Genomic DNA, 20,327 nt, shown 5'->3' with positions numbered 1-20,327 from the left:
CGTTTTTTGTGGCAGGAGGAATCATGTCCCAATCCCAACGACAGCCCGAGTCAGCCCAGCCGCCCGCTTTTGGGGGCCGGATCCGCGATTTGCGGCGCAAGGCGGGTTTGACCTTGCAAGCGCTGGCAGATCAGGCCGGCATCTCGGTCGGGTTCCTCAGCCAGGTGGAGCGTGACCTTGCAACGCCCAGTCTGGGCACCCTGGCCAGCCTTGCTGGGGCGCTGAATGTCGACATCGATTTCTTTGTTGCCACCCCGCGCCCGGCGGACAGCGTCACACGGGCCGGGGAACGGGACCGGTTTGCTCTGGCGGATTCGTCGCTGCATTACGAACGCATCTCGACTGTGTTGCCGGGCGGGACGTTGTCGTCCCTGATCATCCACATTCCGGTCGGCTATGCCTCGGAAGTCACCGCGCATGTCGGTGAGGAGCTGATCGTAGTGCTGGATGGCACGGTAAAGCAGACATTGGGCAAGGCGACGCTGGTGCTGCATCCCGGCGACAGCCTGCATTTCATGGGCGACACTCCGCATTCCTTCGCCAATGTCGGCGAAGGGCCGGCCCGGTTGCTTTGGACCGGAACATCGCCCGGCTTGATCGGGCCAAGCGTCAAGCGGCTGCAGCCGGAGCCGTCGCAGACATAACGATACCAACGGGAGAGATTAATGACCTTCGCACCGACTTTTGTAAGAGCCCTCGCGGTCAGTATGATCGCGCTCAGCACCGCGCCCGCGATTGCGGAGACCCCGAAAGATGCGCTCGTGGTGGCTCAGAACATCGACGACATCGTCACCATCGATCCGGCGACAGCCTACGAGTTTTCGTCCGGTGAATATGTCACGAATACCTATGACCAACTCGTCCAGTACGGCGCCAAAGACACTACGACGCTCGCGCCCGGCCTGGCCGAAAGCTGGGAGATCGACGCCGAGGCGAAGACGGTCACGTTCACGCTGCGCGATGGCGTCACCTTCCACTCTGGAAACCCTTTGCGCGGTGAAGACGTTGTGGGCAGCTGGAAACGCGTTCTGGTCCTGAACAAGGCCCCGGCCTTTATCCTCGGCAATCTCGGCTGGACCGCTGACAATATCGAGGAGATGGTCACCACGGAAGGCAATACCGTGACGGCCCGCTGGGAGGGGGATTTCGCGCCTTCTTTCGTGTTGAACGTTCTGGCATCGCGCCCCGCATCCGTGGTCGACATGGAGACCGCGATGGCCAATGAGGTCGATGGCGAGATGGGCCACGCCTGGATGAACCAGAACAGCGCGGGAACAGGTCCCTTCAAACTGACCAGATACGCACCGGGCGAAGTGCTCATGCTCGCCTCCCATTCGGACTATTGGGACGGCGCGCCCTCGATTGAGCGTGTTTTGATCCGTCATGTGGCCGAAGCGGCGACCCAGCGGCTTTTGCTTGAGACGGATGATGTCGATATGGCCAAGAACCTGACCCCCGACCAGATCGAGGGTTTGTCCGGTAATGAAGGGATCCGGGTGGAGACCTATCCGCAGACCGCGGTGCACTGGTTCAGCTTCAACCAGAAGCATGAACCGCTGACCAATCCCGCGCTATGGGAAGCGGCCCGCTATCTGGTCGACTACGAAGGGATGGCGGACAGTTTCCTTGCCGGACAGATGGATGTGCATCAGGCCTTCTGGCCCGAAGGCTTCCCGGGCGCGCTGACCGACACGCCCTTCACCTATGATCCGGAAAAGGCCAAGGCGATCCTCGCGGAAAGCGGCATGGAGCTTCCGATCACCATCGAGCTTGATGTGATCAACGCGGCGCCGTTCACCGACATTGCCGCGAGCCTGCAACAGACCTTCGCGCCGGCGGGGATCAACTTTGAAATCTTGCCGGGAACGGGTGCGCAGGTGATCACCAAGTATCGCGCGCGGACCCATCAGGGCATGCTGCTTTACTGGGGCCCGGACTTCATGGATCCCCATTCGAACGCCAAGGCGTTTGCCTATAACGCCGATAATTCCGATGACGCATATGTCTCGACCACCACTTGGCGCAATGCATGGATGCCACCGGAGGACATCAACCAGAAGACGCTGGCCGCCCTGGCGGAGCGTGATCCGGACACCCGCAACCAGATGTATGTCGAGCTTCAGCAGGCCATGCAGACAGAGGCGCCCTTTGTCGTCATGTTCCAAGCCATCAAACAGGTTGCCATGGCGGACGAGGTGCAGGGCTATGTGAATGGCGCAAGCTCGGATTACGTGTTCTATCGCTTGACCGAAAAGAAGTAATGACCCCATTCCGGGGGCGGATTTCGCCGCCCCCGGTGCGGACCAGAAAAGGCAGAGCATGAGCCCCGCAGATACTTTTGTTGCGCTACACCGCGCTGTGGAAGCCGCGTCCGGGGCGACGCTCTTCACGGTCACCATCCTCGACAGCGAGCGTCAGCTTGCGCGCCGGGTCTATTCATCCAACGCAAACGATTATCCGGTGACCGGCACCAAGCCCGTCAATGCGAACGCCTGGACCGCCCAAGTGATCGACAGGGGAGAGGTCTTTGTCGCCAATAGCACGGCAGAGTTTGCCCCCTATTTCGCCGATCATGCCCTGATCAATGCTTTGGGATGCGAGGCTGCGGTGAACATCCCCGTCTCGGTTGACGGCCAGGTGGTCGGCACGGTCAATGTTTTGGGCGCGCGGGACATTTTTACCAAGGATCGGGTTGCGGGGCTCAACGAGGTGGTCACTGATCACCTGAGGGCGCTTATCAGTGCCTTTGATCAAGTATCTATGGAGGAGTGAGCATGACCAGATTCGAGCGTTTGCGGGCCAGAATGGAGGCGACGGGAACAGATCTGGTCGCCCTCGCGCCGGGGGCGCATATGCGCTGGCTTCTGGGGTTCATGCCGCATCCCGATGAACGGGCCTGCCTTTTTCTGGTGGGACTGGACAAGGCGGGTTTTGTGATGCCTGCGCTCAATGCCGGCGACGTACGTCAGCACACGGATTTGCCGTTTTGGGAATGGCACGATGCGGACGGTCCGGGCAGCGCCCTTGAGACCGCGTTGGAGGCCGTGGGTTCCCGCCCACGTCGGATCGCGCTGGACGAGGCCATGCGCGCCGATCACGCCTTGATGGTCCTGGACGCCCTGCCCAATGTGGCCCGAGCTTTCGGGACCGAAACGCTGGGCGCGCTGCGCATGGTGAAGGATGCAGAAGAGCTGGCCGCGCTGAAGGAAAACGCGCTCATCGCCGATGCGGCGCAAACGGCTCTCCGCGCAGCCGTTCGCGACGGATTGACTGAAGACGCGCTTGCCGATGTTGCAAAGGATGTCTTTGAACAGCACGGCGCCCGGACGGCCTTTTCCATCGTCGGTACGGGCGCTAATTCGTCTTATCCGCATCACCATACCGGCGATACCATCGTTCGTCCGGGCCAGGCCATCGTCGTCGATATCGGTGGGTCCAAGGACGGCTACTTCTCCGACATTACCAGAATGGCCTGCCTAGGGGAGCCGCCAGAGGGATATGCCGAAGTCCATGATATCGTGGACGCCGCTGTCAAAGCTGCCCTTGATGCGATCCGGCCCGGGGTCGAAGCCCGAACAGTCGATGCAGCGGCACGCGACGTGATAACAGCGGCGGGCTACGGAGAATACTTCACCCATCGCACCGGTCACGGACTTGGCAGCGAGGTGCACGAGCCGCCCTATATCTCTGCCTCCAACCCGCTGGTGCTGGAGGAGGGTATGGTCTTTACCATCGAGCCGGGCATCTACCTGCCCGGACGGTTCGGCATCCGGCTGGAAGAGGTGGCCGTGGTCACCGACACAGGCTGCCGTATCCTGTCCGAGCTGCCCCGCACCCTTCACGTCGCATGATAGGCCGCCTGCTGGTTATGGCGCGTGTCGGCGCATCAGGACGAAAGCGAGGCCACTGACAAAGATGCAGACCGCCGCGCTTGCGGCAAGTGATAGCCGCAGCGCCTCTTCTGTGCCAAAGGCCGGAGCGAGCAGTGCGATCAGGCCAGCGGCCAGAAACGAGCCGACAGGCAGACCGCCCCATACGATCATCCGGTAGGCACCATTCACCCGGCCCAACATCTCTGGTGCGACCATCCGCTGGCGCCAGGAAATGGTGAGCATGTTGAGAAGGACCGAGGCAAATGTCTCGATAAAGAGCGCGATAATGATCGTTGGCAGATCATCCGCTGTCGCAAGCAACCCCAAGGCAATCGGAAAGCAGCCAAGGGATAGCATAAAGGTCAGACGCGCCGACAAAAAACGGACAATCCAATGCCCGAACAAACCGGCGGGAAGGGCGCCAATGGCCGCGATCATGAGCACAAGACCGTAAGTCCAGGCATCCAGCGACAACGTTTCCTGCACAAAGGGGACCAGTAGCGCAAAGGCAAGACCGGTCGCAGCGTTCAGAACGGCGAGGATCAGCGCAAGACGGCCCAGAAGCGCATTGGCCGCCACCAGCCGAAGACCTGCGATCATGTCGGACCAGAAATTGCTGCTTGCGGCGCGGCTGAATGAGCGGGCGCCGGGGATCCGCCGCAATAAGAGCGCGGCCCATGTCAGGAGCAGGGCCTGAACCACGAAGGGAACGGAATAGTCGATGGAGAAGAGGTAACCGGCCACCGCCGGTGCAAGGATGGAGCCGCAGATCAGATAGGCGGCATGAAGGCGCCCGTTGGCACGCTCAAGATCTTTTGGCGAAACGATATCGGGAAGAACGGTCTGCTCCACCGTTTCGCGCATGACCTGAGTGGCGCCTCCGAGAAAAATCAGCGTGAAGAAACCGAGCAGCGGCGCCGATGTCGAGGCTGCGGGGCCGCTGTTTTCCGGGATCAGACTGGCTTGCACAGCTAGGATCAGAAGGATCACGATGCTGATGCCGATTGACCCCAAAAGCAGCATCCGGCGGGGGTGCCGGTCGATCCAGACCCCGGCGGGCACTGCAAGGATCAGCCAGGGAACCCGCGTGATACCAAGAACCAGCGCGATCAGCGCGGCGTCGGAGGTGAGCAGCGTGGTGAACCATGGCAGGCTGACCAGAGCGATACCATCCGCCACCCGCAGCAATGCCGAGGCCGTCAAAAAACCTGGAAAGGCCAGGATCTTGCGCGCGGGCAGGTGAGGGGTCAAATCCGACCTTTCGTACGGTCAGACGGGCCAAAGCTGTGGGAAGGTTTCAGGGTCTGCGTAATCCGGTTTGTTGTCAGCGGTCTTACGGCAGAGCAGATCGTTTATGTGCCCGGTTCGACCGGACGCCGCTGCGGGTGGGACATAATGATTGACGTCATCCTGCATGTGGATCGCATAGGCGATCCGGTCTTCAGAGGATTTGTTTGGGTACCCACCATGCACCAGCCTGCAATGATGAAAGCTGACCTGGCCGCGCGTCATGGGCAGTGTCAGGACCTGCGGAGTGTGACCCTTGTCTGCAAAACGCGCTTCGATTGTCTGCAGATCCTGATCGCCGAAAGAGTGGAGCGTCTCGGTTTCGGGCCATGTATGACTTGCGTCCCATACCGCAAGGGGGCCCTTTTCCTCTGGCACGTCCTCAAGGGGGATCCATGCGGTGATCATCGACTGTGAACTGCACGACGACCAATAGGCCCGGTCGCTGTGCCATCCGACCTTTGCGCTGCGGTTGGGATCGAAAGGCGGCTTGATCACGACCTGATCGTGGAAAATGCGCACGCTTTCGGTCTCGGCCAAGGCAGCGGCCATTTCGCCGACCGGAGAGGACAGAAGCGCATCGAGGAATTCGTTGATCTGCAGCGAAAGATAGTCAAGTTGCGCCACGACTTCGGTTTCACCATCGCCGCCCAGATCCACAGCGAGATGCCGGTCCCGCTCGCCCAGGCGATAGCGTTCGATCCCGAAGGCAAGCGTGTCAAGCACATCGTCGGACAGGACAGGCGGGCTGAGCCACCATCCGTGGGCCCGGTAATGCGCGATGTCCTCAGGTCCAACCATGTTCATTCTCCGTAAACTGACGAGAGCGCGAGCCGCCCCACCGGGCTAAGTCCGTCAACAAGGGGGGCGTCGCGGGCGACAAGACCGGGCGCCCATGGCCGGACCTCGGGCGTTTCCGCGATCGTGTCACCGGCCAGCGTCTTCAGGGCTTCATCAATCTTGTCGATCAGCCCCTTGCCAACGGGACCAAGCGAGGCCGGCACGATCAGGTTGCCTGTCGCCCCACCAGGGCCGGACCTCCAGAAAAAGACGATGTCGGCCATGCGGATAGCCGGCAAGGGCTGGTCGTCCTCGTCAGAGGCATCGAGGAACCGGATCGTAATATCCTCCAAACTAAGGGCGGAAAGGGGGTGGGTGTCGGCAAAGACGAACAGCGGGGGCGTGACAGGCCCGTTGCTTTCCATCGCCGCGCGAGCAATCTCAAGCTGTTGGGCATAGGGCAGCATGCGGCCCGAGGCTGCGGCCACGCGGCTGCCGATATCTTTCCAGTCATAGGTCTGCGCGATACGGAAGAGCGAGCCCTGATAAAGCGGTGCATCCACCAGCAGGTCTGACGAGGAATGGCGGTTCAGGATGGTTGTGCCAACCAGAATTTCACGACGCTCCAGCGCTTCGAGAACCTTGCGTGCGACAGTGCCGGCAATGGCGGCGAAAGCTGTCACCCGGGCCTGCTTTGCCGCAAGCTCCATCGCCTTTGCGAAGCTCGACGAATAGCTGCGCGTAAATCGCACCAAGGGCTCTGACCCGGTGCTGTTGGCGACCGTAAGGCTGGCGTTGCGGTCAAGACCGGCGAGGTCCTTTGACAGCTCATCGCGCTCCCGCGCCAACCGCCGCTCGGATGCCGGCGCGGCATCGGTGGGGTCCAGGACGGTATCGATTTCCGCCTCCTGCCCGTTGAGAAGTGCGGCATAATAACGGCCAAGCGCCCGCGCGATGGCCGAGAGGGACCAGCCGTCGGCCGCGGAATGGTGGATCGCGATGACCAGGATATGGCGGGACGGCCCCAATGTCAGACATCGTGCAAGCAGCAGCGGATCGGTATCTATGTCGAACCGGTGGCGTCTGACCTGATCAATGACGCCGGTCAGCTGGCCTTGGGTATTTGGATCCGAGAAGTCATGGAGGCCAAACATGTCCGCACCGTCGGCAGCGCCGAGACTTGGGAACGTTTCGGCGATCCGGTCGAAGGCCCAGGCCAACGCATCGACATCAAGCGGTCCTTCAAGTCCAAGCGTGTACGAAAGGTTCAGGACCGACGGATCCGCAAGCTCTGCATGTATCTCGCGCAGGCGGTCGCGGGCGTCGGTGCTCATGGTGCCTTTCGACCGGTCGTGTAATGCACCTCGGTGCCCAGATGCATCTCATGCTGCGCGCTGGTCACCGTGAAACCTTTTGAGGCGAGCAATTCAGCGATGGCACCGCCGGTGCCCGAGGGTTCCTGATGCTCCACGACAACCTGATCGATCTTTGCCCAGGCCGCATCATCAAGGCCAGCTAGAACAAGCTCTTCTCCCCGCTGGACATCGACTTTCAGAAGGTCGACCCGGTCAATGTCCTGTTCTGCCAGAAGGTCGGCAAGGCGGCGGGTCTCGGTCGGCAGGGTTTCAGAGGACATGCGGCTTTCGACCAGCGTGCCTTCGACCGGCGCGAGGACGGTGTCGGTTTCGGTATCACGGGCGCGGGCACGTCCCAGAAGACCGGTCAGCAACGCGCTGTCCTTGGCAACATCCGGGCGCAGCGAAGACATTCCTGTAATCAGGGGATAGGTCGTCAATTCGGTGCGGCCATTCTCGCCAGCGGCTGCCGCCTGAACCAGCGTGGCCTTGCCTGCCAGAGGGGCTACATTGGACCGGAACGCATCCGCCAGAAGCGGGACCGGTTCAAGGGCGAGCACGCGGGCCGCCTTGGCGTTCACCAGCGCGAAGAGCGTGAAGACGCCCACATTCGCCCCGATATCGACGACCGTTCCGCCCTCGGGGATACGCGCGCCACCGACCCAATAAGCGCCGTTGGCGAATATCTCGTCGTAATAGTGTCGTGTTTCCGACGGATAGGGGGTTTGGATCTTTCCGATGCCGGGCAGTTCGGTGCTTTGCAGGCTTGGTCCTGACGAGACCGGCGTCGCGGTGGTTTCGCCGCCGCCCTTGCGCCGGATATAATCCTCGACCACGTCAGCGAACTGACCAAAGGTCGCGCCCCTGAGAAGCGCCACGACCGGGACACTGATCCCGAAACTGTGGTTGACGGCCGAGACGACCTGGATCGCGGTAAGAGAGTGGCCGCCCAGATCGGCAAAAGCCGCGTCTTCGCCGATGTCATCGACATGCAGATGACGCCGCCAGACCTGACGCACCCGCTCCCGTGGAGTTGTCGGCTCTTCATCGCCATCGGATTGCACAAGCTCAAGCTGTGGCAGCTTCAACCTGTCGATCTTTCCATTGCTGTTGAGCGGGATGTCATCAAGTTGCTGCATCGCGGGAAGGGCCGGCACCATGTGACGCGGCAGGACCTTGGCCAGATCGGTGCGCAGTGCCGGCAGATCCAGCGCGGCGCCGTCGCGGCTTTGCAGATAGAGGCACAAAAGCGTGTCGGAATCGCCCGCCCCTGTCGATTGAAGTCGCGTGGCCGCCAGCCCGACATTCGGCAGATCGCAGGCATGGGCCTCGATATCGCCAAGCTCGATCCGATAGCCGCGCAATTTGACCTGATCATCGCGCCGTCCGACGAATTCGATCTCTCCAGATGGCAGCAGGCGTCCGAAATCGCCTGTCAGATACATCCGCCCATCGTCCGCGGCGCCGGGAAACGGATCTTGCACGAATTTCGCGGCTGTCGCTTCGGGGGCATCGACATATTCCAGCGCGGGAAGCAGTCCGCCAATCGCGATCTCCCCGGTTGTGCCCATCGGGCAGCGCATTCCGGCGGCATCGATGATGTGGACGCGTGCATTCGCGATGGGTTTCCCGATCGGCGGTGTCAGCGGCCAGCGCACGCTCGCCCCCGACAGGGTGTGAGAGGTGGCGACATGCGTTTCGGTCGGGCCGTATTGATTGATCAGCTGCGCCCGGCAGGTCCGAAACATTTTTACCACGGGGGGCGTGATCGTCATACGTTCGCCCGCGACGATCACCTCTTCGAGTGCCGATAAATCGTCTGACGCTTCATCATAAAGCTCGGCAATCTGCAGCAAAGCGACAGGCGGCAGGAACGAGCGGTGGATCTTTTCCTGTGCAAGGATTTTCAGAAGCGCGCCAATATCGGCGCGTTGCGCCTCGGTGCTGATTACGAGGGTTCCGCCAAAGCATAGCGTGGCGAAGATCTCTTGGAAGCCGACGTCGAACGCCATTGAGGACCGATTGAGTGTGCGTCGTCCGACGGCTGGCTTCTGCTTGTCCTGCCATGAGAGCAGATTGATGAGCGTGCGCTGGCCCACCAGAACGCCTTTCGGGCGACCGGTCGAACCTGAGGTGAAGAGCAGATAAGCGGCTCCGCCCATATCTCCCTGAACACTCAGGTCTTGCGTGTCCTCTGCCATCGCCTCGGACATCAAGACGATATCTCCAAAGCCATCGACGACGTCACGCATCCTGTCAGCGCTCAGAAAGACTTTGGGCTGGGCGGTTTCCGCGATCATTGCGAGCCGGTGATGCGGGAATGTATGGTCAACCGGCACAGGCGTTGCGCCGATGCCAAGAACGGCCAGAAGTGCTGCAATTTGTTCAGGGCCGGGTGGTACGCAGACGCCGACGCGGTCGCCCTGATCACAACCATGGCGTAGCAGGCAGGCCCCTATGGCCGCGCGCTGCCGATTCAGGTCAGCATAGGTGGTTTTCTGACCCTCAAATATCATCGCCACGGCATCCGGCGCTGTTCGGGCCTGCCCGGCAAAAAGCGCCTGAACCGTGCCCGCCTCGGGCAGTGGCTGTGGATCGGGGCAGGTTGCCGCGGCGATCTGTTTCCGCTCCGCATCGCTCAGAATGTCAATTGCGCCAACCGCAGTGTCCGGCGCCTCTTTCAGGGCGGTCAGAACAGCAGTGATGTGATCGAGGAAACGAACCACGGTGTCGGCATCGAAGAGGCGCGAGTTGTGACAGCAGGCCAGTCGACCCTCATTGGCGTCAAAGAAAACGGTGGCGTCCTGACGGACGGTCGGAATGGCCTCTCCATCAGTGCAAACTGCGATGGCGAACGCGGCATTCACGGCCTCCTTGGGTTCGACCGGCGGCTGCGCCGGGCTTTCGCCGATCCTTGCGGAGGCATCTGCAAGCAAGCCGCCAACTGTGGCCTGCAGATCATTCTGGGCCTCAACCCGGACGATGCCCCCACCGGGCATCACGATCCCGACCGGGGCAGGATCGTCCCGGTGCGTTCGGATCAAGACGGTCTGGATCGCAGCCGCGAGCCGCGCCAGCTGCTCTGCGCCCGTCTCTGGCAGCAGCCCGGATGGAAGAGGCGTGCCTGCTGGCGTGACCTTTGTTTTTGGCCAATACGCCAGGGAGCGTTTTCCGGCGACCGGAAGGCTTGGTGGAATGATATGTTCAGATCGGGCCAGTTGTACGTTCATCGGATTATCCTGAAGAAGACATTGGCCCAGGGCGCTATGCCGCGGGCCAGACCTGAGGGCAGATTTCGTCGTCACTGTAATCGGGCAGACCATCCGTGCCCTGACGGCACAGGGCGTCGTTGACGTGAACCGCCTTCGCGCCCCTGCAATCCTCGAACGACGTATATCGGTTGTCGCCGTCCTGAACGTGCACGGTCAGGGCGATCCGTGGTGTCGCGCCGCGGTTGGGGGGGCTTCCGTGGATCGTTCGCGCGTGATGAAAGCTGACATCGCCCGGCTCCAGCATCACGGCCACCGGTTCGGTCGGCTGGCCTTCTGCGGCCACCCTCTCAAGCAGCGCATCCAGATCCTTTTCGTTAAAGGTCGTCATCCAGCCGAACCCCTCCCAGAGGTGGCTGCCCGGGATGAAATGAATCGGGCCCATTTCTTCGGTGTAGGGGACAAGTGGAATCCACGCCGTCAGCATCCGGTTCGAGGTGCATGTTTTCCAATAGGCTCCGTCCACGTGCCAGCCCACGGCGGTATCGGCTCCGAAGGAGGGAGATTTCGAGATCAACTGGTCGTGGAACAGCCGGATCACCGGCGCACCGCTCAGCGCGGAAAACGCCGCGCCCAGTGCCGGTTGCATCACGAGATCGCGCAGCTCTGTATTTTGCAGAGAAACATAGTCGTTGATACGCAAGCCATCGGCGTGTTCGGCTTTCCAGTCGAGAAACCCTCCGGAGACGGGTAACGACCAGTCGCGTTCGCCGGCGTAATAGCGATCGATTCCAAAAAGAGCGCCGTCGATATCGTCAGGCGACAATAATCCGCGTGCGATGACAAATCCGTTTTTATTGTAAGAGTCTATATCTTCCTTTGTCGGAAATTGGGCTCTAACATATGCGTGTTCCGGCATCATCAGATACTCTTTGCAATCCCAATAAGGCGTCAAAGAACAAAGCTCATGAACGCAAATGGAAAACAGGAGTTCGACACACTGGTAATAGGCGCCGGCATGGCTGGCGCTACGGTTGCAACAGAGCTTAGTCTTTCTCGTAAAACGATCTTATTAATCGATTCTGGGCTGGTCAACTCCGCTCCTTTTCCAACCCATTTTTCGACGGATCCTCGCCTGCGGTTCGGCAATTCGCTGCTGGATCGGCTCCTCTCCGCGCATCTTTTGCCCGTACCTTCGGCATCAGAGGAAACGGCGGGGAAACGTCCGGCACTTCATGTCCCTCTTTCGCGGGGCGGGGCGTCCGTTCTGTGGACAGGCGTCCTGTGTCGGTTGGATCTGTTTGATAGCGAGGGGGATGCTTTTGCCCGTGCCGCGCTCGATCCGTTCTACGACCAGGCGGCAAATTGGTTGGGGGCGTTAGAAGGCGACGCTCCGAACGGCGATATCACGCCGGTGGCCATGGCGCGGCCCCATGGCCCAAACGGTCCGGTGGCAGGTCCGATCGACATCTTTTCGCGAGCTGCGGAGATGCCAGAGATCAGGCCGTATCGCGCGCGTCGCTTGATACATTCAGGTGGGCAAGTCACCTCTGTCGAGACGGTCGATGTCAGCACGGGCGCGATTAGGCAACTTCGTGCCTCAGAGATTGTGATCGCTGCCGATCCACTCCGCAGCGCGGCATTGCTTCATGCCTCGGGGCTTTGTGCCGAGAAGGGATTTCCCGTTGGTCGATATCTGGCGGACCATCCGCTGGCGGCGGCCCGTTTGAGTGAACTGTCGCCTAAGGGCCGCAGGCTCTATGATGCGATGACAGAGGGTGGTTTGAAAATGGGGGCCGCATGCCTGCCGACCGCGCCGGACGGGGCGCATGCGCTCATCCTTGCGCCGCCGTTTGCGCAGGGAGCTGCCACGCTGGCACTCTTTTGGTACATGAGCGCAGAGCCGCGTGCCGCCAACGGGCTTCGTTTTGACACAACCGACGACGATGTGACCGGTCTTTGGGGGGCTCGGATCGACATGCCGGAAGCCGTTGCCTCCGAAGAAGAGCTTTCGACCATGCTCACGCATCTGAAGGAGACCTGCGATCGTCTTGGAACCGCGCGGGGCATGGGCGTTCCAAGACTACTGCCGCTTGGTGCTGCGTCCCATGCATTCGGAACCCTGCGAAGCGGGGCTGAAGGGCAAAGTGTCACCGATCTTTCGGGCCGAGTTCGCGGCATGCGCAATCTCTGGGTTGCGGGTACTGCGCGGTTTCCTTCCCGGAACGCGCGCAATCCCATGCTTGCGGCCGTGGCAACGGCGATTGGAACGGCCCGTGCTATTGCCGGGTGATCAGGGCTGCGTGACGACCTGGCCCTCCTGGGCTGCGGGTTTCATGTCCCGCAACTGCCGACCGAAGGGAACGCTGGGGCTTACATGGTCCTTTGCCGAAATCATCACCCGGAGAACGGCTGGCGCTTCTGGTGTGGCCCAAAGCCAGTCCAGCGCATCCGCCACGTCCTGATCGTTTGCGACCGTGCGTTCAGCAAAGCCATAAGCGGCGAAAACCGCATTCAGATCAGGGGGCTGTGGCTCTGTCCCGTGATGTCGGCTGTCCAGAAACTCATCCTGGAACTGCCGCACCATGCCGTGGCCGCTATTGTCCAGGATCACGACTTTGACCGGCAGGCGCTCTCTCGCGACGATGGCGGCTTCTTGTATGTTCAGCTGCACGGCTGCATCGCCGGCAATCACCACCGCGGGGCGTTTGGTGATCAAGGCGGCGCCAATCGCGGCGGGCAGGCCGCATCCCATGGCCCAAAGACCCGTACTGCTGACGTAACGCTGGTCCGGTTTAAGCCGGAGGGATTGCGCGCTGTGCCATGTATGCTGGCCTGCATCAATGCAATAGCTTCCTGCCGCAGAAGAGGCCTGCCCCAGCGCCGCAAGAAACCGGTTTGGATCAATGCTGTCGCCATGTCGCCGCTCTGCCGTGTCCGACACTTCGTCGCGCAATGCGCGCAACCGCTGGCGCCAGGGATCGGGCAAGACGAACTGCGCCTCGCTGAGAGAGTCGTGTAGTGCGGCGGCAAAGGCGCCTGCATCAGCATGTGCCACTTCGGCTTTGATGTGTCGGGCACCGGCCTCGCCTTCGTCGATGTCTACCCGAAAAACGGACCTTCGCCGGGTGAAGCCCGCTGGATCCGCGCCGATGACGCCATGATCAAGCCGCGAGCCGATACACAGCACCGCATCCGCCTCGCTCAAGGCCAGATTTCCCCGCCGCGTGCCGTAGACGCCGCACAGGCCCAATGATGTGTCCGCCGTTGGATCGGCGGCATCAAGCGCTGAGATGGTTGTAACCATCGGCAGGCCCATATCTCGCGACAGCGACCGTACGGCCTCACGCCCTGTTGCCCGCACACCGCCGCCCGCCAGCAGGATCGGACGCTCCGCGGTGCGGAGCATGTCCGCACATGCGGCGATGGTTTCAGGGTTTGGAGTGTCCGGGGCGATCGGGTCCGGGTCGCGGACGCTTTCCGCGTCGGTTTCTGCGATTTGGCAATCAAAGGGGAAATCGATGAGTACCGGACCCGGGCGCCCGGACATGGCGGTTTTGTACGCCTCCCCCAGCATGTCCGGCACATCCTTGCCCGAACCGGGTTGAAAGACCGCCTTGCAAATGGGCGCGGCTACGGCGCCGAACGGGCATTCCTGCAATCCCGACTGGCGCGTGGCCTTGCCGTTCACCTGAAGATAGCTTTGAACCTGACCGCCGATATAGATCATCGGCACACTGTCATAGAAGCTTGTGGCCATTGCCGTTGCGAGGTTGAGCGCGCCCGGCCCCGACGTTCCCATGGCAACGCCCGGCACGTTCGTCAGGCGTGCTTCGGTATCTGCAGCGAAGCCGCCCGATTGTTCGTGCACGATGTCGATCAGTCTGAGGGCCGGATGCTCTCCGACCGCGTCAAGAAGGGGCGCGATCATGCCGCCGGAGAGTTGATAGACATGTTTCACCCCGATGCGGGCCAGAAACTCGGCAAGGTAATGATTTGCCTTCATCAACATCTCCTATCGGTTGGTCTTTGCCCGTATAGGCGGTTCTGGGCAAATCAACTTGAATAATGATTTTGTTTCCTGAACACTCGCACCTATTCGCAGAAATTCCAGGAGTTTGCCCAATGTCGAAAGACAGCGCAGTTTCTCCGGAGCAGTTCGACATATTGCTACACGAAGCGACGCAGGGCACAAAGCCCGGATATTGCATCGCCCATCAAATGAGCCTTTCGCCGCCCATTGATGACGCGCAAATAAGTGCAGCGCTGCAGAAACTGTCAGAGCGTCATGAGTTATTGAGAAGCGATTTCTCAACTCAAGGCAGTGTTTTTCTTAGGCACGTCGCCCAGCGGATTGATGTCGACTATGCGCATGTGAAACTACCGTCTGACACGACCGCCGCTTTCCAGAAGGCGCTGAACGAGCGTTCGGACCAGATCGTCGCTTTGCCCTTTGATACGGCCAAAGCCCCGCTTTGGCGCGTCCGGCGTTGCGATAGCCCGGATGGCGAGACTGTTCTGCTGTTTTTCCTTCATCATACGATCGCGGATGGTTGGTCGATGAAGGTGCTGATGACCGAATTGATCGCGCTTCTGAGTGATCGTGCCGACACGCTGGAGCCGGCGCCGGACTATCGCACCTACGCGCAAGCGACCCGGCCCGTGCCGCATCAATCCGAACAGAACGACGGCGAGATCGAAACCCATTGGCCGTCGACTGCGCGCGATGAAACATGTCCGGCAGAGGCGGCAGGCCGGGTGGAGCGAAGGCTTGCCCCTGATCTGGGCGCACGGCTGATGGGGGCCGCGAAACAATTGCGTGCAACGCCCCATTTGATACTGCTCGCGGCCTGGACGGCCGTTGTCGTGCGCTATACCCGCACCGGTGTTGTTCCGTTGTTGTCGGTTCGCGCAGCCCGCGAGACCAAGGCGCTGGAACATGTCGTCGGGCCAATCTACCAGGCCCGGCACATCGCCTTTGATGTGGATGAGACACGATCATTCGCTGAACACGTCGCGCATACGCGACGCATGACAGCGCAGCCATCGGAAGACGATGTCATGCAAAGCAGCCATCGCGGTGGCTTCTTCACGTTTGGTGTGCATCAGGGAGGTGAGACGGATGTCGTCTCTGGCGGGCGCCATTTCCGCCATTTCGACCGACCGATTTCAGGCGCGATCGGGGATGTTGACGTCTTTCTTTACGACGAACCCAAGGGCTGGCGCATGCTTTTGTGCTTTGGCCGTCGCATCATGGGAGAGGCCGACGCAAAAGCAGTCATCTCTCATTTCGAGACGCTTCTCGATGCGGCGCTGGAGGATCCCACAACGCCATGTCGCGACCTTCCGATCAGCGAAACGCACGCACTTTCGCGGGCCGAGGCATGGATAAACGGCCCCGAACCGACTGCGGGTGACCAAGGTTTCGTGACCAGGTTCGAAGAGCGGGCGACAGCCGACCCAGACCGGGTCGCGATTGTCTGGCGGGACCGCGAAATGACCTTTGCCACCGCCCGGCGACATGTTCACCGACTTCATGAACAGCTTGCAAAGGCCGGCATCGCCGCAGGTAGTCGCGTGGGCATTCTCGCCCCGAAATGTCCCGCGCTTCCGCTTGCGCAGCTTGCCATCAGGCGGCATGGCTGCTCTTTCGTGCCACTTGACCGCACTGCGCCGCCCGACCGTTTGCGCGTGATCGCGGAGGAGGCGCAGCTGAGTGCCGTCCTCTGCTGCGAAGGCGGCCCGGCGGCCTCGTTACCTTGTCCGGCCCTCTTCATGACGATTGATGGCGACAGCCGTTCGCTCGCGGCAGAGCCTGACCCGCCCGCGCCCACGCCCGATGATCTGGAAGCCGAGGCCTATGTTCTTTTCACCTCGGGCTCGACCGGGACGCCCAAGGGTGTTCGCTGCACCGAGAGGGGGCTGATCCGGGTGTTCGGCGATATGGGCGTCTGGCGCATCGCCGACGATGACATCGTCTTGTCGTCGTGCCCGCCCACATTCGATGTCTCGCTGTTTGAGATGTGCAGCGGTCTTCTGGTTGCCGACCGTCTTGTGATCGCCGAAACAGAGACATCCAGTACCGACGATCTGGCCGATCTGATCAAACGCTCCGGCGCGACCTTCGCCAGTGTGGTGCCCCGGCTATTTCATGACCTGGTGCACGGTCGCCCGGACATGCTGGACGGGCTGCGCACAATGGTCGTAGGCGGTGATGTCAACTCGGCCGATGACTTTCGCAGATGTCTTGAACACGCCCCTCATCTTTCTCTCTTCGGTGGATACGGACCGACCGAAGCCGGGGTTTGGACGACAGGCTGGCAAGGGCATCTTGAACATGAAGGTCCAAATCTGCCCATCGGTACGCCCGTGGCGGGTACACGTGTCGCTGTTGTGGACCGGCTGGGCCGGCCCTGCCCACCGGGTGTGGTGGGCGAGCTGGTGATCGGCGGGCCTTGCGTCGCGATGGGCTATGTCAAACCATTGCCAACAAATACATTCCGGCCAGATCCCTTGGACAAAGACGCATTGTCCTATCATACCGGTGATCTGGTTCGTTTGGAGGCTGATGGAAAGCTGGCTTTCCTCGGGCGCGGCGATCGTCAGGTCAAGGTTGGCGCCTACCGAATAGAACCGGCCGAGATCGAGACGGCCGCCCTTGCATCGGGACAGATCGACAATTGCGCCGTCTTCACGCTCCGCAAGGCGGCGGGCGCAGAGTTGCATGCGGCAATCGTGCCCAAGGATCCAGATGCCTCTGCGCAGAAAACGCGCAATGCGGTCCGCGAGAGCCTTTTGAGCCGCTTGCCTGCCTACATGGTCCCATCGCATCTGATGTTGCTGTCCCAGATGCCCGCCACGGCACACGGCAAAACAGACGTGGCCCGCCTGCAGGCCCTTGCGGCGGAGATGGCGCCGGAGGGCGATCAATCAGGAAACGAGGTCGAGAAACTGGTGCTGGACACGGTTTGCGATGTTCTGGGCCAGGACCGGATTGATCTCGACGCGAATTTCTACGCGGTTGGGGGCTATTCGTTGGCAGCGGTCGATATCAGCCGAAGACTTGCCGGTATCCTGGATCGCGACGTTCCGGTCCGGGTCCTGCTGCAAAGCGCTTCGCTAAGAGACTTTGCGGTTGAGCTGCGCGTCAGCCAGGCGATGGAAGAGGGTCTTGATCTGCCGGACCTTGGACAGGCCGAAGGGCCAGTTCCGGCAAGCGACGCCCAGCGCCGGCACCTGAAAGCACTGGCCGAACGGGACCGGAACCTGCCAGCGCTTCCCCTGGTTTTCGAGCTTTCGGCGCCAGTAGAGCCGGCGATGATCGACCGGGCCGTTGCCGCGTTGGTGTCGCGTCATCCCATCCTGCGAACGGGGTTCAAGGACGTGTCACCGGCAACGCCCCCGATCCTGCAAACGGCGCCGATGCCCAAGGTCCGTGTGATCGACCTCGGGCCTGATCAAAGCGCCGAGGCGCGATGCCAGGCAGAGTTGGCCGTTCGAAACGACGTTGGCCAATATGGACCGCTAAGGCCCATTTTGTTGCGACAGGAAACGAAGCCCGCGATCTTGCTGCTTGTGCTTGATCACGTGTCGCATGACGGCCAGTCACTGCATGTGATCCGCCGGGAATTTCATCGCCTCCTGGCTGCCGAACTTGGCGAGAGACTTGTTTTGCCACCGCCGCCTGAGTTGAGCTATATCGACTACGCCGCTTGGGAGGCCTTGATCGCGAAGCGTGGTTTGATGGTCAAGGCGGCGGATATGCGGAGGGTCCTGCCCAAGGCATCATCCCCTTGGCCAGAGCGGAACCTTGTCACCGCACAGGAAGCCCAGCCGCAAGTTGTGACGGTCGGATCGGTTCCGATCAAGGCCGCCGATTGGCGAAAGCTGGCGCGCACGTGCCGTGCGACCCTGTTCACCACTGTGATGACATTGACCGCTCGCGCGTTGTTTCGCTGCCTCGACACGTCCGCCTTGAGGATCGGGTTCTCGATCACGGCGCGCACCGATCCCCGACTTCTCAACGTCGTGGGCCCTCTGGCGAACCATTCGATTGTCGACATCAACCAGGGCAGCAGCCTTGAGGACGCGTGCCGAAATACTCAGAGCGAGGTGCTTGAGGCGCAGAATTTCGCCTTCGTTCCGCTCCGCCAGCAGATTAAACGTGGCATAAAGAACAGCATCTTCGCCAGCTACACCGCCTTTCTGCCGGATGCATTTTTCAGCCTGTTCGAAGCACCCGAGATGCCAGAGACAGCCGATGGGCCCGTTCGCAGCCTGGACGCGCATGAGGGCTGGGACCCTCAGGATTTCACGTTTTCCGGCCCTGTCACGATCCTGTCGGTTCTATACGCTGACAGGCTGACGCTGCGCATCGGCGTGCATCCCGCGGTTGTGGATCTGTTTCCCGATTTGGCCTCTGATTTGATCCGGTATCTTCAGGACGAGGCTTTGCATCATGTCTGACGCGTCCACCCGCGTGCCCCAATATGCCACGCCCGAGGGCGATGGCTATAACGCGGCTTTGGCCAATGTGCTGGCCGGTGGGGTCCACAGCAATTTTCGCGCCGCGACCGAACCGGCCCCGATCCGGATCGCGCGGGCAAGCGGGGCGCGTGTGGTCGATCTTGACAGCAACGAATATCTCGACCTGTCTTCGGCCTTTGGAAGTCTGATCCTTGGTCACGGCGATGCGGTGTTCAACGACGCGTTGGCCAGGCAGCTTTCAACCGCTGCACATGTGGTAAATGGCATCGTCGAACTGGAGGCCGCAGAGGCTTTGCATCGCTGGTTTGGCTGGGCGCCTGTATTACGCTTCGGCCTGTCGGGAACCGAAATGGTTTCGAATGCGATCCGTCTGGCCCGAGCCTATACCGGCCGCCGGAAGGTCATGAGATTTGCGGGGCACTATCATGGATCAAGCGATCTCTTGCTTGGGGGGCAGATGGGGGAGGATGGCCAAACCCATCCACAGGCAAACGGACCTTTTGAAAGCGAAGGCCGGGCCGACGGCGTGCTGGAGCGGGAATGCCTTCTTGTGTCTTTCGAGGACGACAGCTGGTCGCGGATATTGACAGAGCATGCAGAGGACCTTGCCTGTGTGCTGCTTGAGCCTGTCTGTATCAATGGCGGCGGACTTTGGCCCGATCACGCGGATATCGCAGAGATGGTCCGCCTTTGCCGCGCGCACGGTATCGTGGTGGTCGCGGACGAGGTGATAACCGGCGTTCGGCTGGGTCCCGGTGGCGGGCAAAAGGCGATCGGGCTTGAGCCCGATATGTTCGTCACCGGCAAAGCTGTCTCCAACGGCATCCCTATTTCGGTTCTGGCCGGGCGTGCCGAGATCATGGAGCTTTACGCCAAGCGCCGTGTGGCCCATGGCGGCACCTATAACGGCTACGGTCTGGGACTGCGCGCCATCGCCTCGACGCTTGGCATTCTGAGCAAGGACAGCTTTGCTGCCTTTGACCGGATCGAGGTGCAAAGCGCGAAATTGGCCGAGACTGCTTTGAATATCGCGCAAGCCCTTTCGGTTCCTTTGCACATCAATCGCTTCGGCGCCGCACAGGTGTTCCATATCGGTGAGGTCGGTGGCTCGGGCCGCCGCTATGGCAGTCTTGCCGCGACACTTGCGGACGGGCAGTTGACCAAGATGTTGCAGAGCGCCGGGATCATGATGTGCCCCCTATGCCGGGCGTATCCGACACTTGCGCTGGGCGATGGTGACATCGACTTTTTTGCTGACCGCTTCGCTTCGGTTCTGGAAGCAAACCAGGCAAAGCTGGCCCGGCTCGCGCGCGCGGCGGATGCAGGATGATGCTGCC

Annotated in this window: 13 protein-coding genes; 7 read left to right on the top strand and 6 right to left on the bottom strand. The window is 61.2% G+C overall.

All coding sequences use genetic code 11. The features are described 5' to 3' along the window. Window positions 1–23 precede the first annotated feature (23 nt). Genes CFI11_RS22295 through CFI11_RS22280 form a run of 4 tightly spaced genes read left to right on the top strand, consistent with a single transcriptional unit; the run spans window position 24 to window position 3,851 of the window. Window positions 24–644 carry a helix-turn-helix domain-containing protein gene (locus tag CFI11_RS22295; RefSeq protein ID WP_130409680.1) on the top strand — a complete coding sequence of 207 codons (621 nt, stop codon included), beginning with the start codon at window positions 24–26 and terminating at the stop codon, window positions 642–644. 21 nt (window positions 645–665) lie between these two features. Beyond that, window positions 666–2,261, top strand: coding sequence for an ABC transporter substrate-binding protein (locus CFI11_RS22290; protein WP_130409679.1), 1,596 nt, complete (start codon window positions 666–668; stop codon window positions 2,259–2,261). A 58-nt stretch (window positions 2,262–2,319) separates the two neighbouring features. Further along, window positions 2,320–2,772, top strand: coding sequence for a GAF domain-containing protein (locus CFI11_RS22285; RefSeq protein WP_130409678.1), 453 nt, complete (start codon window positions 2,320–2,322; stop codon window positions 2,770–2,772). Between the two features lie 2 nt (window positions 2,773–2,774). Further along, window positions 2,775–3,851, top strand: coding sequence for a Xaa-Pro peptidase family protein (locus CFI11_RS22280; protein WP_130409677.1), 1,077 nt, complete (start codon window positions 2,775–2,777; stop codon window positions 3,849–3,851). Between the two features lie 15 nt (window positions 3,852–3,866). Here the strand turns inward: CFI11_RS22280 and CFI11_RS22275 are convergent, their stop codons facing one another. From CFI11_RS22275 to CFI11_RS22255, 5 genes are read right to left on the bottom strand one after another with little or no spacing between them, the layout of a single operon-like run. Then, entirely contained in the window at window positions 3,867–5,123 is a 1,257-nt protein-coding gene (locus tag CFI11_RS22275) for an MFS transporter (RefSeq protein WP_130409676.1), read from the bottom strand. A gap of 18 nt (window positions 5,124–5,141) precedes the next feature. Continuing rightward, window positions 5,142–5,960: a phytanoyl-CoA dioxygenase family protein gene (locus CFI11_RS22270; protein ID WP_165390371.1), complete on the bottom strand. Its 819-nt coding sequence runs from the start codon at window positions 5,958–5,960 to the stop codon at window positions 5,142–5,144. A 2-nt stretch (window positions 5,961–5,962) separates the two neighbouring features. After that, window positions 5,963–7,273 carry a condensation domain-containing protein gene (locus CFI11_RS22265; protein ID WP_130409674.1) on the bottom strand — a complete coding sequence of 437 codons (1,311 nt, stop codon included), beginning with the start codon at window positions 7,271–7,273 and terminating at the stop codon, window positions 5,963–5,965. Continuing rightward, window positions 7,270–10,524, bottom strand: coding sequence for an amino acid adenylation domain-containing protein (locus tag CFI11_RS22260; RefSeq protein WP_165390370.1), 3,255 nt, complete (start codon window positions 10,522–10,524; stop codon window positions 7,270–7,272). The genes CFI11_RS22265 and CFI11_RS22260 overlap by 4 nt, the downstream gene beginning before the upstream one ends. Window positions 10,525–10,558: 34 nt before the next feature. Then, window positions 10,559–11,422, bottom strand: coding sequence for a phytanoyl-CoA dioxygenase family protein (locus tag CFI11_RS22255; RefSeq protein WP_256370566.1), 864 nt, complete (start codon window positions 11,420–11,422; stop codon window positions 10,559–10,561). 48 nt (window positions 11,423–11,470) lie between these two features. Between CFI11_RS22255 and CFI11_RS22250 the strand changes: the two genes are divergently transcribed. After that, window positions 11,471–12,796 (top strand): GMC oxidoreductase, encoded by a 1,326-nt coding sequence (locus CFI11_RS22250; protein ID WP_130409671.1) that lies wholly within the window; start codon window positions 11,471–11,473, stop codon window positions 12,794–12,796. On the opposite strand, the gene CFI11_RS22245 is transcribed toward CFI11_RS22250, so the two are convergent. Beyond that, window positions 12,797–14,509 carry a thiamine pyrophosphate-binding protein gene (locus CFI11_RS22245; protein WP_165390368.1) on the bottom strand — a complete coding sequence of 571 codons (1,713 nt, stop codon included), beginning with the start codon at window positions 14,507–14,509 and terminating at the stop codon, window positions 12,797–12,799. Between the two features lie 119 nt (window positions 14,510–14,628). Here CFI11_RS22245 and CFI11_RS22240 point away from each other — a divergent pair, with 119 nt between their 5' ends. Both CFI11_RS22240 and CFI11_RS22235 read left to right on the top strand, forming a co-directional pair. Continuing rightward, a complete protein-coding gene (locus CFI11_RS22240; protein WP_165390367.1) occupies window positions 14,629–18,969 on the top strand; it encodes an AMP-binding protein in 4,341 nt (1,446 codons plus the stop codon). Beyond that, window positions 18,962–20,320 carry an aminotransferase class III-fold pyridoxal phosphate-dependent enzyme gene (locus CFI11_RS22235; protein ID WP_130409668.1) on the top strand — a complete coding sequence of 453 codons (1,359 nt, stop codon included), beginning with the start codon at window positions 18,962–18,964 and terminating at the stop codon, window positions 20,318–20,320. Before CFI11_RS22240 ends, CFI11_RS22235 begins: the two co-directional genes overlap by 8 nt. Window positions 20,321–20,327: the final 7 nt, after the last annotated feature.

This window comes from Thalassococcus sp. S3 (genome assembly GCF_004216475.1).
GTDB lineage: Bacteria > Pseudomonadota > Alphaproteobacteria > Rhodobacterales > Rhodobacteraceae.
Note: the sequence above shows the minus strand (reverse complement) of the source record. Positions and strands in the feature narration are given on the sequence as shown.

Bases quoted from the DNA above. Each gene is read 5' to 3' on its own strand.
- CFI11_RS22245 (WP_165390368.1), bottom strand. From the start codon at position 14,509: ATGAAGGCAAATCATTACCTTGCCGAGTTTCTGGCCCGCATCGGGGTG.
- CFI11_RS22250 (WP_130409671.1), top strand. From the start codon at position 11,471: ATGAACGCAAATGGAAAACAGGAGTTCGACACACTGGTAATAGGCGCC.
- CFI11_RS22285 (WP_130409678.1), top strand. From the start codon at position 2,320: ATGAGCCCCGCAGATACTTTTGTTGCGCTACACCGCGCTGTGGAAGCC.
- CFI11_RS22255 (WP_256370566.1), bottom strand. From the start codon at position 11,422: ATGCCGGAACACGCATATGTTAGAGCCCAATTTCCGACAAAGGAAGAT.
- CFI11_RS22265 (WP_130409674.1), bottom strand. From the start codon at position 7,273: ATGAGCACCGACGCCCGCGACCGCCTGCGCGAGATACATGCAGAGCTT.
- CFI11_RS22270 (WP_165390371.1), bottom strand. From the start codon at position 5,960: ATGGTTGGACCTGAGGACATCGCGCATTACCGGGCCCACGGATGGTGG.
- CFI11_RS22260 (WP_165390370.1), bottom strand. From the start codon at position 10,524: ATGAACGTACAACTGGCCCGATCTGAACATATCATTCCACCAAGCCTT.
- CFI11_RS22235 (WP_130409668.1), top strand. From the start codon at position 18,962: ATGTCTGACGCGTCCACCCGCGTGCCCCAATATGCCACGCCCGAGGGC.
- CFI11_RS22290 (WP_130409679.1), top strand. From the start codon at position 666: ATGACCTTCGCACCGACTTTTGTAAGAGCCCTCGCGGTCAGTATGATC.
- CFI11_RS22240 (WP_165390367.1), top strand. From the start codon at position 14,629: ATGTCGAAAGACAGCGCAGTTTCTCCGGAGCAGTTCGACATATTGCTA.
- CFI11_RS22280 (WP_130409677.1), top strand. From the start codon at position 2,775: ATGACCAGATTCGAGCGTTTGCGGGCCAGAATGGAGGCGACGGGAACA.
- CFI11_RS22295 (WP_130409680.1), top strand. From the start codon at position 24: ATGTCCCAATCCCAACGACAGCCCGAGTCAGCCCAGCCGCCCGCTTTT.